General features: G+C 35.9%; 13 protein-coding genes. All 13 read right to left on the bottom strand.

Annotated elements, in window-relative coordinates; translation table 11 throughout:
• Positions 1-46 precede the first annotated feature (46 nt).
• Entirely contained in the window at positions 47-826 is a 780-nt protein-coding gene (gene spo0A / locus AC3G7N_RS07220; protein WP_489421467.1) for a sporulation transcription factor Spo0A, read from the bottom strand.
• Between the two features lie 253 nt (positions 827-1079).
• Complete coding sequence (gene spoIVB, locus AC3G7N_RS07215) at positions 1080-2363, bottom strand: SpoIVB peptidase (protein WP_489421466.1); 1284 nt, start codon at positions 2361-2363, stop codon at positions 1080-1082.
• 239 nt (positions 2364-2602) lie between these two features.
• A complete protein-coding gene (recN, locus tag AC3G7N_RS07210; RefSeq protein ID WP_489421465.1) occupies positions 2603-4327 on the bottom strand; it encodes a DNA repair protein RecN in 1725 nt (574 codons plus the stop codon).
• A 179-nt stretch (positions 4328-4506) separates the two neighbouring features.
• Positions 4507-4956 (bottom strand): transcriptional regulator AhrC/ArgR, encoded by a 450-nt coding sequence (gene ahrC, locus AC3G7N_RS07205; protein ID WP_489421464.1) that lies wholly within the window; start codon positions 4954-4956, stop codon positions 4507-4509.
• 34 nt (positions 4957-4990) lie between these two features.
• The gene (locus AC3G7N_RS07200) at positions 4991-5818 is read right to left on the bottom strand and encodes a TlyA family RNA methyltransferase (RefSeq protein ID WP_489421463.1); all 828 of its coding nucleotides are present in this window, start codon (positions 5816-5818) and stop codon (positions 4991-4993) included.
• A gap of 21 nt (positions 5819-5839) precedes the next feature.
• Positions 5840-6439, bottom strand: a complete 600-nt coding sequence (locus AC3G7N_RS07195) for a hypothetical protein (protein ID WP_489421462.1) — start codon at positions 6437-6439, stop codon at positions 5840-5842.
• Positions 6440-7121: 682 nt separating this feature from the next.
• Complete coding sequence (locus AC3G7N_RS07190; protein ID WP_489421461.1) at positions 7122-8006, bottom strand: polyprenyl synthetase family protein; 885 nt, start codon at positions 8004-8006, stop codon at positions 7122-7124.
• Between the two features lie 2 nt (positions 8007-8008).
• Positions 8009-8239, bottom strand: coding sequence for an exodeoxyribonuclease VII small subunit (locus AC3G7N_RS07185; protein WP_489421460.1), 231 nt, complete (start codon positions 8237-8239; stop codon positions 8009-8011).
• Positions 8226-9584: an exodeoxyribonuclease VII large subunit gene (xseA, locus tag AC3G7N_RS07180; protein WP_489421459.1), complete on the bottom strand. Its 1359-nt coding sequence runs from the start codon at positions 9582-9584 to the stop codon at positions 8226-8228. The genes AC3G7N_RS07185 and xseA overlap by 14 nt, the downstream gene beginning before the upstream one ends.
• A complete protein-coding gene (gene folD, locus AC3G7N_RS07175) occupies positions 9581-10435 on the bottom strand; it encodes a bifunctional methylenetetrahydrofolate dehydrogenase/methenyltetrahydrofolate cyclohydrolase FolD (protein WP_489421458.1) in 855 nt (284 codons plus the stop codon). Before folD ends, xseA begins: the two co-directional genes overlap by 4 nt.
• Positions 10436-10450: 15 nt before the next feature.
• Positions 10451-10831, bottom strand: coding sequence for a transcription antitermination factor NusB (gene nusB, locus AC3G7N_RS07170; protein WP_489421457.1), 381 nt, complete (start codon positions 10829-10831; stop codon positions 10451-10453).
• A gap of 237 nt (positions 10832-11068) precedes the next feature.
• Positions 11069-11467 (bottom strand): Asp23/Gls24 family envelope stress response protein, encoded by a 399-nt coding sequence (locus AC3G7N_RS07165; protein ID WP_489421456.1) that lies wholly within the window; start codon positions 11465-11467, stop codon positions 11069-11071.
• A gap of 19 nt (positions 11468-11486) precedes the next feature.
• Positions 11487-12839, bottom strand: a complete 1353-nt coding sequence (gene accC, locus AC3G7N_RS07160; RefSeq protein ID WP_489421455.1) for an acetyl-CoA carboxylase biotin carboxylase subunit — start codon at positions 12837-12839, stop codon at positions 11487-11489.
• Between the last annotated feature and the right edge of the window lie 5 nt (positions 12840-12844).

Below are 12844 nucleotides of genomic sequence, written 5' to 3'. Positions count from 1 at the left end.
ATCATTTTTTTCTTATTAATGTATAAGGCAAATAGCTTTTATTTACTTAACTCGCTTTATGTTCCATACGTAGTCGGTCAGCGACCATTGCGATGAACTCAGAGTTTGTTGGTTTAGCTTTTGAAATACTAATTGTATAACCGAATAACTCAGATATCGAGTCAATATTTCCCCTACTCCAAGCAACTTCAATTGCATGACGGATAGCTCTTTCTACCCTTGACGCGGTAGTATTAAACTTTTTAGCAATGTCAGGATAAAGCACTTTCGTAATCGATCCAAGTAATTCTATATCATTATACACCATTGTAATTGCTTCGCGTAAATACATATATCCTTTAATATGTGCTGGAACACCAATTTCATGAATAATATTTGTGATATTAGCTTCCAAATCTTTCTTTTGTCGACCTCTTCTATTAATTCCCTTTGATTGCTGAGGTTGCACGTTTCTACCCTGTACTTGCTGAATTTGATCAGCTAAATTATCTAAATCAAAAGGCTTTAATATGAAATATGCTGCACCTAAATCTACTGCCTTTTTCATTACTTCTTCTTGACCAAATGCAGTTAGCATAATAACATTTGGATATTTATCTCGTTCAGACCCACGAATAGATTGAAGTACAGCTAATCCATCAATATGAGGCATGATTATATCTAAAACCAATACATCTGGTTCCATTTCTTTAAGCATTTCTAAGCAATCTCTCCCATTGTGCGCTGTTCCGATAACCTCTATTTCATCTTGTCCATCAAAATAATCCTCCATAACTTGAACCAATTCTCGATTGTCGTCAACTAAGCAAACTGAAATCTTTTCCACTTTGTTTCCTCCCTTATGTAATTAAAACTTTTCCCACGCTATACTTTCGACACCAATTCCGTATAACCTTCTTTAAATTAAAAAAACTTTATTTTTTTGAAAAATACCTTTATTTTACTTCGTTTTTCTGGCCTTTTCACCTAGGTTCGATAAATTTTGACAATCATTATAGAGTTTTGTCGAAAAATAAAATAAGTAGAAATTTGTATAAAAAAACTTGCATTAGAATTTATTCTAATGCAAGTTTACTTCATCAACTCACTTGTTTTTCGTTCTCATAAATTTGGACCCCTGCTTCTTGTAACATCCATTCAATATGAACACCATAACCGCTAGTAGGATCGTTGACGAAAACATGGGTTACCGCTCCAATAATTTTGCCGTTTTGAATAATTGGACTCCCGCTCATTCCTTGAACAATTCCACCTGTTTCCTTTAATAACTCAGGATCCGTTATTTGGACAATCATTCCTTTTGTTGCAGGAAATTTTTGAGGAACGCTACTAACGATTTCAACATCAAATTCCTCTATCTTTTCACCTTCAATTACAGTTAAAATTTTTGCAGGCCCTTCTTCTACTTCATGCGATAAAGCAACAGGCATTGGTTTATTAAATTTACCATTGTCCATTTTTTCATCTAATTTACCAAATATACCAAAAGCGCTATTTTTGGTAATCGTCCCTATTTGATCAGCATCTACTGAAAATTTGGCTTGCTTCTCACCAGGAGTACCATTGGTCCCCTTGTCTATTGAAGTAACTGTCGAATTCACAATGGCACCATTAAAAATTTCAATTGGTTTTTGTGTATCCATGTCTGATATAACATGTCCTAAAGCCCCATATTTTTTCGATTTAGGATCATAGAACGTCATGGTGCCTATACCTGCAGCAGAATCTCTAATATATAAGCCAATGCGGTACTCATTTTCTTTTGCATCCATAACTGGAGTAAGTTTTGTTTGTATTTTTTCATCCCCACGCTTGATTGTTACATCTAGTGACTTATCTGCCTTACCCGCTTTTTCTACATACGGTTTAACTTCTTGCATTTCCTTTATTGATTCTCCATTAATTTTCAAAATTATATCACCAACTTTTATATTCGCTTCTTCCCCTGGTGACAATTCTTTGTTTGTTCCAGTAACTTGGTGATGACCAACAACAAGTACTCCAACTGTATGCAATTGCACCCCAATCGATTGACCGCCCGGAACTACCTTAAGATCCTCTAGGACATTTACGTCCACCTTTTTTATTGGAATTCCAGCAATTGTATAAAAAAGTTGGTCTTCCCCAGCTGAAACTGTTTCAAAATCATTGGAACTTATAGCTTTAATTGTCTCTTCTTTTGTTGGCTCCACTTCAACTGTATTCCCTAATGTTGGAACAGCAATAGTTGAATCATTGTTGAAGGTCACAATATTATTGGGAATAGAAAGGTACTTTTGTATTGGTGTGTTAAAAGGTATTGCAACTAACACAGCTAGAAGTAAAATTCCTATCCAAACTCGAACATCATATCTAAACTTCAATCATTCCACTCTCCTCAGGTTCCTAACCCAATCTTTTATCTGTACTTATAATTTGACCGAACCAACATGTTTTTAAACTGGTTAATAACAAGTAAACCTGTGTATCATTTCCTTTTAAAAAAACGCATAACGCAGTAAAGCGCGAATGCTTAAGAAAAAGTATAAGTTAGACAAAATTTGTAAATCCAAAATAAAAAAACCAGATAACTTATCTTCTGGTTTTTGTTTAATCTTATCCCTTATATTTTTTGTTTTATGGAATCTGCTAAAGCAAGCATTTCTTTTGCATGTTGTCTGGCTGTATCCGTTAACTTTGCTCCTGTAATCATTCTGCTTAATTCATCAACTTGTTGGTCTTTCGTAAGCTCTTTCATATAGGTTGTGGTTCGGTTATCCTTTTCAACCTTTTCAATTAAATTGTGTGTATCTGCCATTGCTGCAACTTGAGGTAAATGCGTAATGCACAATACCTGTGATTGTTCTGACACACGATTAATTTTTTCAGCAATGGCCTGAGCAACGCGCCCACTCACTCCAGTATCCACTTCATCAAAGATTACACTTGTTACACCTTGATGTTTTGCAAATATTTTTTTAAGTGCTAACATTATTCTGGACAGTTCCCCCCCAGAAGCAACTTTGCTTAATTCTTTAAGCGGCTCACCTGGATTAGTGGAAATTAAGAATGTAATAAAATCAAATCCATTTTTGTGTAACTTCAAAGCTGGGCTCGTACCGTTTTCAGCATCCGGGTCTTCCTTGCTTGTAAATGCTATGGAAAACGTCGCTTTATTTAGATATAAATCCTTTAGTTCATAGTGAATTTCTTTCGTTAATTCTTCAGCAGCTTTTTTTCTAATATCATGTAACTGCTTTGCTTCTAAATATGCATCCTGTTTTGTTTCATTAATTTGGTTCTGCAGCTTTGAAAGATGGGAATCCTTATTTGTTATTTCCTCAATCTCTTCTTGAATCTTTCCCATGTAATCAATAATTTCATTCACTGTAGAGCCATATTTTTTTTTTAATCGATTTATTTCACTTAACCTTGCTTCAATTTGATTTAACCGTGCAGGATCATGCTGCAATGTGTCACTATAGTTCCGTAAATCAAATGATAGTTCCTCAACCATGTAAAATTGGTTTGCAAGTTCCTCTGCTTTTTTGGCGATAAACGGATCGTGATTTTTATTATTATCAAGAGATTGCAAAGCCAGACTTAACCATTCAATTCCTTTTTGATCTCCGTAAAGTGCGTTATAGGCGTCTTGAAGACCTACATAGATTCGATCAAAATTAGCTAAATTATTCCGCTCTACTTCTAACGTAGCGTCTTCATTTGGTTCCAGATTGGCTTGTCCTAATTCATCCATTTGAAAAGTCAAGAGATCTAAACGATGCGCTACCTCTTGTTCATTTTCACTAAGTTCTTTATACCTTTTTTGTAGCGTTTGCAATCGATCATGTAACTTATGGTATTCAAGTTTTGCTTGATTAATCACTTGCGTATCGTATAAATCCAGTAGGTCAATATGATTTTCAGGATCCATTAATGCCTGTGTTTCATGCTGACTATGTATATCAATAAGCGTTTTTCCAAATTCTCTTAATATTGCCAATGTAACTAATTTACCATTCACACGGCAAATACTCTTACCACCTGAGGTTATTGTACGTTGTAATACAACCATGTTATCCGCGATTTCAATACCGTAATTTTTTCCAACCATAAAAATAGGATGTTTTTGATTATCAATTGAAAATAAGCCTTCTATTTCAGCTTTTGTTGTCCCATGTCTTACAAATTCAACTGATCCACGTCCACCAGCTAATAACTGTACTGCATCAATGATAATTGATTTACCTGCACCCGTTTCACCTGTTAAAACTGTCAAACCTTCATGAAATGTTAAGGATAGCTTATCAATTATTGCGAAATCATGAATAGATAGTTCTGTTAACATATCAATTGTCACCTCTTATATTGTGTGTTCAAAAAGTCACCGAATTAGAAATAAGGTCGAGGCACGAGAGCTTTGAGGACCGGATTTGCGTGCGATGTGTTGACTTCTGGTTCCTTTTTCAACGAAGGGATTCGCCATTTATCATTTGATGACTTTTTGAACATCCTCTTATTTAAACATTACAACATATTTAGAAATCGCTCCTTTAGCAGAACCGAGTCTGCCTCGTTTTTGCATATAATCATACATGTATCATCCCCACAGATAGTTCCCATTATCTCTTGCCATTCCAAATGGTCAATTAAAACCCCTACTGCATGCGCGTTTCCTGGAAGTGTTTTTAACACGATAAAATGACTTGCATGATCAATCTTAACAAAAGTATCTCGTATTAATCGTCTTAATTTTTCGGAAGGATTGAACCGGTGGTCAGAAGGTAGGCTATATCTATTTTTCCCACTTGGAGTTGATACTTTAACTAAATGTAATTCGTTTATATCACGCGATACGGTTTTTTGTGTAATGTTAAAATTCAACTTTCTCAATTCTTCCACAAGTTCATCCTGTGTTTCGATATCGTATAACGTAATTAATTCTCGAATTTTAATTTGTCTTTGAGTCTTACTCATGTATATCCCCCAAATGTTTCAAATAACTATCTGATTAGTGATGTTTTTGTGCGATAAAGTTGGCATGCGCATGTTCTACCACATCTTTTAACAAGTTTGAAGCAAGTGGAATACCTTCTTTTTCGTTTTTCCATCCGAGATGGACAAGAAATTCGATATTACCATCACCACCTGTAATTGGAGAAAAGGTTAGATCGTAGAGTTGATACTCTTCTTCCAGAGCAAATTTTATAATTTTTTCCAAAACCTGAAGATGAATTTTTTTATCTCGTACAATTCCTTTTTTTCCAACTTGTTCTCTTCCTGCCTCAAATTGTGGTTTGATTAAGGCGACAATATCACTGTCGTGTGTGAGTAATTGCTTTAATACCGGTAATATTAACTTTAAGGAAATAAATGAGACGTCAATAGTAGCTATATCGGGAGTACCATTTTGAAGCATGTCAGATGTAACGTATCTAAAATTAGTCCGTTCCATAACGAACACGCGTTCATCGTTTCTTAATTTCCAGTCCAACTGATTATAACCAACATCTATTGCATAACATTGCTTTGCGCCATTTTGTAGAGCGCAATCTGTAAAGCCACCTGTTGAGGATCCAACATCAATCATAATTTTGTTAGACATTTCAAGGGAAAACGTACGAAGCGCTTTTTCAAGTTTTAGGCCTCCTCTACCCACATAAGGAATTAATTTTCCTTTTACAGTTATCGAAATGTCCTCATCAACTTTAACACCGGGTTTGTCTAATCGGATCTGTTCAGAAAATACAAGCCCTGCCATAATCGACCGTTTTGCTTTCTCGCGCGTTTCCATTAAATTACGCTCAACTAATAATAAATCTAAACGTTTTTTACCCATATTCTGAAATCCTTTACTGAGTTATTTGGTTTTGTCATTATCTTTATCACTTTTCGGGAGAACATTTAGCTTAAATTTACGTTCTATTATTGATATCGTCTTACCTGCAAAAAAGATGATATTTGTAGATGCATTAATAGCAAAATACTTACCCATGGCCTTCCCACCTACCGTTATGGCAGCCACAATACTTGTCAATACTACAGATAACGTTAACTGTAATGATGAGCCTTCGCTTTTCCCAAACAAATCAGCAATTTGTAGTACAACTATGGCAGTAGCAGTACCGCTGACAATTCCTGAAATATCACCGATAACATCATTACAAAAACTCGCGAATTTATCCGCATTTCGAATAATAATAACGGCTTCCTTCGCACCAGGAACTTTCTCAGCTGCCATTGCATGGAATGGTTGTTCATTTGCTGCAGTTGATGCTATACCAAGCATATCAAATATAACTCCAATTAAAACAATGACTAGGACAATTAAAAGTCCAATTATCCAAATCACGCCACTTAAAATAGAAGAAGAAATAATTGAAAAAATAGCCGCTAACACAAAAGTGATAACGGCAATCGTTAAACTAAATTTCATAGATCGTTTTATTTGTGATTTCATTTTTATCTATACCTCAAACTTGATTTTATGTAAGAAAGGAATGGTCATTCAAAAGGTAAAAACTGCGGCTTAGGTCCAGTAGGTTTTCCCAAATAAGTACCCCATGTTGCCATAAGGGCGGTTCCCCTTTAAACCTATCTTAACTTTGTCACCAAAAGTTAGACTGGATTACCACTTAGTCCACACTATAATCCCTTTTAAACGTCAATAGAACAGTCTAGGAGATTTCCTCAGCAGCCTTTTTAGCGTTCCCTAGCCTCTTTTGCAGTGATGATTTCATAGAGATGAAAATTACACGTTAGTGGCCTACTAATTTGCAAGTTATAACTCTAATCCCCTCAAGCACCACTCAAGGCAGGCTACGCTACAAGTAAGTTTTCCCTTTCTTACTATGCAGGTTCATACCCCATTCCATAATGGTCCCTAGGCTTAGTTACCACGACAGAGATAGGCCTCCGCGGTAATAGGGTCAACGCCCACATGCCTTTGTGGATCGCCCTAAAACCTTAACTCCCAGCACTGACCCAAGGCTGGGCGCCTCAAGCCAACACAAGGAACTTCATCGATGTGCCCTTTGGCGGATTTTTAGGCCCGCCTTCAGGAACGGAAGACTGACTAGAATACTGCACCATTCCATTTATAAATTTATTATATCATATTTTATGTGTTTTATCTATATTTGTTAGTGATTCCGTGTACTAAAGTAGTCGGTTAATTTCATTAAATAGGAGCTATCTGCATTCGCATTATAAAGTGCTTTTTTTGCAAGATGAAGATATTTCTCCTTTTGTTCAACTGCACCATTATACCCTAATAATTTTGGATAGGTACTCTTTTGATTCTCCTCGTCACTTCCAACAGGTTTTCCAATTATCTCTTGATTACCAGTCACATCAAGTATGTCATCCTGAACTTGAAAAATTAGACCTAAGTAGTACGCAAACTCTTCTAAATGTTCTAATTGCACTTTTGTTGCATTCCCGATATAAGCACCTGATTGTATCGCGAATTTTATTAATTCTCCTGTTTTCAGTGCATGGATTTTTTCTAGTTGTTCTAATGATACTTCTTTATTTTCAGCTTCCATATCCAACATTTGACCTGCAACCATTCCTTTTGGTCCACTTGCTTTAGATAATTCACTAATAAGGAATACTTTTTGTTCGTCTGTTAAATGCGGATCTGAAGCGAGTACTTCAAAGCTGTAAGTTAAAAGTGCATCTCCAGCCAAAATTGCAGTGGCCTCATCAAAAACGATATGATTCGTTGGTTTCCCTCTCCTTATATCATCATCATCCATTGCTGGCAAGTCGTCGTGTATAAGTGAATAAGTATGAATCATTTCTAAAGCCATTGCAGGAGCTATAATGTTACGTTTGTCGTTACCATACGCTTCAAAGCTTGCAATCAACAATATTGGCCTAAGTTTTTTCCCACCAGCCTCAATCGAATAAAGCATTGAATCTTTCAGACTTTCTGGAATATCTAATTGATTTAAGACCTTATGTAATTCCCGTTGAATAAATTGTTTATTTTCATCTAAAAAAGAAGTTAATGTTGCCTGCACGATTACTCTTCCTCCTGTAAGTCAAAAGGTTTTAACTCGCCTTGCTCATTCATAATCTTTGTCATTTTTTCTTGAACATTAATTAGTTTATCATTGCATACTTTGGATAGCTTCATACCTTCTTGGTAATAATTTATAGCTTTTTCTAATGGAACATCGCCTTCTTCTAACTGTTCGACGATCTTTTCTAATTCTGTCATTGCTTCTTCAAAGGAAAGCTCATTTTCGTTCATCAGTTTCATCCTCCCTTATATTTTCGATTCGACAAGCTAATATTTCGTTTAATAATTTTACTTCTATGAGATCATTTTTATTCGTTTGTGATCCAGATTTGATAATATTTCCCTTTTGATCATAAGGAATCGCATATCCACGTTTCATAATTTCTAAAGGATTTAACAAAGTAAGTTTATCTATAAAAGCTACTATTTGTGTTGACTTTTGTTCAGTTATTAGTGACATCAGATTTTGTAATTGTTTTTGTGAATGAGAAATTTGTTTTTTAGCACTTTGTATTTGGCGTTCTGGATGATTGCTAATTAATCGTTTCTTATTGTTTACTAACGCATCATCCTTTTTCTTCACTGTAAACTGCAACGCTTTATTTAAACGCTCTACCAATTTATCCAATTCTTGTTCTTTTTGGTTTACTAGTTGCTCAGGATACCGAAAAGCATACGATTGATTTAAACGTTCGAGCCGTTGTGAGGATGTATGTAGCATATTGGTGATCAAACGTGTCTGTGAACGATTGATCTGCAACAATTTTTCTTTTAATTCGATTTGGGATGGCACTGCTAGTTCGGCAGCGCTTGTAGGTGTAGGCGCACGTAAATCAGAAACGAAATCACTAATCGTTGTATCTGTTTCATGACCAACTGCCGAAATGATAGGGATTTCTGATTGAAATATTGCTTGTGCTACTTTTTCCTCATTAAAGCTCCATAATTCTTCAATCGATCCCCCTCCACGCCCTACAATTAAAAGGTCAAAATCTTTGCGTCTGTTCGCTTGTTGAATACCATTAACAATGGAATCAACTGCATTTATTCCTTGTACTAGTGCAGGGATTACTGTTAGATTGACGATCGGATATCTACGTTTTATCGTGGTAATAATATCGCGAACAGCTGCACCAGTTGGTGAGGTTATTAGACCAATGTGTTGGGGATAGTTAGGTACATTCTTTTTGTGGTCCTGGTCAAAATAACCCTGTTTCGCCAATTTTTCCTTTAATTGTTCAAATGCCAGATAAAGTGCACCAATGCCATCTGGTTCCATTTGTTGAATATACAATTGGTATTGTCCATAAGGTTCAAAAACACCGATATCACCTGTTATTAAAACCTTCATCCCATTTTCCGGAATGAATTTTAATGAACGATTATTACCTGCAAACATTACAGCCTGAATCCTTGTTTGATCATCCTTAATTGTTAAATACATATGACCTCGACTATGACGTTTAAAGTTAGAAATTTCTCCTCTTACAAACACTCGGTTTAGATGTGGATCTGTATCAAATTTTCTTTTAATATACTTCGTGAGTGCTGTTACAGTAAGATATTGTTCAGTCACTGTAATTTCAGTCCTTTGGCAGCCTTAATTGTATTTTGAAGGAGCATTGTTATGGTCATAGGACCCACTCCTCTTGGGACAGGAGTGATATAAGATGCAACCTCACTCACTTCATCAAAATCCACATCACCTGTTAGCGACCCGTTCTCCAGTCTATTTATTCCAACATCTATAACAGCAGCACCTGGTTTGATATATGCTGCATTAATAACATTAGGTTTTCCAACAGCAACAACCAAAATATCTGCCATTTTTGTAAATTGCTTTAAATCTTTCGTTTTCGAATGACAATATGTAACTGTGGCATTTTCATTTAATAAAAGTTGCCCAACTGGTTTTCCAACTATGTTACTTCTTCCGATGATAACTACATGTTGACCTGCAATCGTAATATTTTTTGATTTAAGCATCGTGATAATACCAAATGGTGTACACGGAAGAAATGTATCCTTTCCAGCCATCATCCGTCCGATGTTTACTGGGTGAAACCCGTCTACATCCTTTTGCGGATCAATATGTTCAATAACCTTTTGCTCTGCAATGTGCTCTGGTAATGGTAATTGAACCAAAATACCATGAACTCCAGAATTATTGTTTAGATCCGTGATAACAGTGAGCAACTTTTCTTCAGTTGTAGATTCAGGTAATTCAATGATATCAGAAGAAATACCTGTTTCTGCACTTGCTTTATCCTTGCCTTTTACATAAGACTTAGATGCCGGATTATCACCGATTAATACAACAGTTAAATGGGGTATTAATCCTTGGTCACGTAACTCAGATACTTCCTTTTTCATGTTGTCTTTTAATTGCTGCGCTAGTTCTTTTCCGTTAATTGTCTCAGCAGGCATTACATTCATTCTCCTCTAGGCTATGATTTTTGATAGAACACCATTAACGAATTTCCCTGATTTTTCGTCTCCATACTTATTAGCCAACTCAACTGCTTCATTAATTGAAACATTAGTTGGAATATCCTCTAAATACGTTATCTCATAGGTCGCTATTCGTAATATTGTTTTCTCTACAGACGCAATACGCTTAATTGTCCAATTTTCTAGATGATTTGCTATACTATCATCAATGCTTTCTTTTTGTTCCACTACACCCTTTACAAGCTTTTCCAGGAAAGAATCAGTATCCCCAGTTTCATTATGTTCAGCTAATGTTTGGATTGGATCTAATTCATTCAAATCTAGTTGAAATAGTATCTGAAATGCTTTCTCTCTTGCTGCATGCCGTTTCATAATCATTACTCCTTTAAACTTATCTCTACAAATAATAACATGAACACTAGGCCAATGCTAGATAAAGCTAGACGCGAAAAGCGAAGGCAACTGCATACAGCTGTACAAATAGATAGAACTGTGAAAAGTACGTCGAATTCGACGTACCTTTCCATCAAGACTACCTATTTGCTAGTCGCTAGAATCTGTATCTAGACATTAAAAAAGGCTAAGTAAAATTACCTCAGCCGATTTTAATTATTCACTTTTTTCCTCTGTACTGTCTTTTCCGTCCATCTGAATTCCTACAACATGAACATTAATTTCAGCAATTTCCAGTGCAGTCATACTTTTTAAAGTCTGACGTATATTCGTTTGAAGCTTCTGAGCTACTTGCGGTATTGATACGCCAAAATCTAATACTACATAAAGGTCAATCATGATGCCTGATTCTGTTAAGTCTACTTTGACACCTTTACTGTGTGACTTTTTACCAAATCGTTCAACTACTCCAGAAGCAAAATTCCCACGCATAGAAGATAATCCATCAATTTCTGATGCCGAAATACCCGTTATAATTTCAATAACCTCTGGGGCTATTTCTACTGTACCTAAACTACTATCTTCACTTACGTTTAACAAAGGCTGTTCACTCATCGTAACACTCCCTTATTTATCATTTCTCAAGGATAGGATTTTCTTCTAAAAATTTCGTATTAAAGTCTCCCTCTTTAAACACGTTATGTTCCATAATCAAACGATGAAATGGAATAGTTGTATAAACGCCTTCAACCACAAACTCATCTAGAGCACGCTTCATACCATTGATTGCGTCTTTGCGAGTCGGACCATACGTAATTAACTTCGCGATCATTGAATCATAATATGGCGGAATAGAATATCCAGGATATGCAGCGGAATCAATTCTCACTCCAAAACCTCCTGGCGGTAGGTACATGTCAATTCTTCCAGGGGAAGGCATGAAATTTTTGAACGGATTCTCTGCATTAATGCGGCATTCAATTGCCCAGCCTTCAAATTCAACATCTTTTTGTGTGAAAGTTAATTTTTCATTATTTGCTATTTTAATTTGTTCCTTTATTAAATCAATCCCTGTTACCATTTCTGTAACAGGATGCTCCACCTGTATACGCGTATTCATTTCCATAAAATAGAATGATTTACTAGTCCGATCAAAAATGTATTCAATCGTTCCCGCACCCACATAATTAACAGCTTTTGCTGCTTTAACAGATGCTTCTCCCATTTTTTTACGGATATCTTCAGTAAGAGCTGGTGAAGGAGATTCCTCTATTAATTTCTGTAATCTACGTTGAATCGTACAGTCGCGCTCACCTAAATGAACAACATTTCCATGTTGATCTGCAAGGATTTGTATTTCAACGTGGCGGAAATCTTCAATAAATTTCTCCATATATACGCCAGGATTGCCAAAAGCTGTTTCTGCTTCTTTTTGTGTCATCCGAATACCTTTAACCAGTTCTTCTTGATTTTCCGCTACCCGTATACCTTTACCACCACCACCAGCTGTGGCTTTAATAATTACTGGATATCCAATTTCTTCTGCAACCTGTTTAGCTTGTTCCTCGTCCTCAATAATACCATCAGAGCCAGGTACAATAGGGACATTAGCCGCTTTCATTGTATCTCTAGCAACATCTTTGATACCCATTTTTTGAATAGATTGTGCAGATGGTCCAACGAAAATTATATTGCAGGCATTACAAATCTCAGCAAAATCAGCATTTTCTGCTAGAAACCCATAACCGGGGTGAATCGCATCCACCTCAGTTAATGTTGCTGTGCTGATAATATTCGTAAAATTTAAGTAACTATCCTTACTAGCTTTAGGCCCAATACAATAGGCTTCATCTGCTAATTTCACATGTAGCGAATCTTTATCTGCTTCCGAATAAACAGCTACTGTTTCTATGTCCATTTCCTTACAAGCACGTATGATTCGTACAGCAATTTCTCCTCTGTTAGCAATTAACAGTTTTTTAATCACTTGTT

This window comes from Virgibacillus carmonensis, from assembly GCF_057836705.1.
This window is presented reverse-complemented; position numbering and strand designations above follow the sequence as displayed.

Excerpts from the sequence above, each read along its gene's own strand:
- recN (WP_489421465.1), bottom strand. The coding sequence starts at position 4,327 with ATGTTAACAGAACTATCTATTCATGATTTCGCAATAATTGATAAGCTA.
- ahrC (WP_489421464.1), bottom strand. The coding sequence starts at position 4,956 with ATGAGTAAGACTCAAAGACAAATTAAAATTCGAGAATTAATTACGTTA.
- AC3G7N_RS07200 (WP_489421463.1), bottom strand. The coding sequence starts at position 5,818 with ATGGGTAAAAAACGTTTAGATTTATTATTAGTTGAGCGTAATTTAATG.
- AC3G7N_RS07195 (WP_489421462.1), bottom strand. The coding sequence starts at position 6,439 with ATGAAATCACAAATAAAACGATCTATGAAATTTAGTTTAACGATTGCC.
- AC3G7N_RS07185 (WP_489421460.1), bottom strand. The coding sequence starts at position 8,239 with ATGAACGAAAATGAGCTTTCCTTTGAAGAAGCAATGACAGAATTAGAA.
- folD (WP_489421458.1), bottom strand. The coding sequence starts at position 10,435 with ATGCCTGCTGAGACAATTAACGGAAAAGAACTAGCGCAGCAATTAAAA.
- nusB (WP_489421457.1), bottom strand. The coding sequence starts at position 10,831 with ATGAAACGGCATGCAGCAAGAGAGAAAGCATTTCAGATACTATTTCAA.
- AC3G7N_RS07165 (WP_489421456.1), bottom strand. The coding sequence starts at position 11,467 with ATGAGTGAACAGCCTTTGTTAAACGTAAGTGAAGATAGTAGTTTAGGT.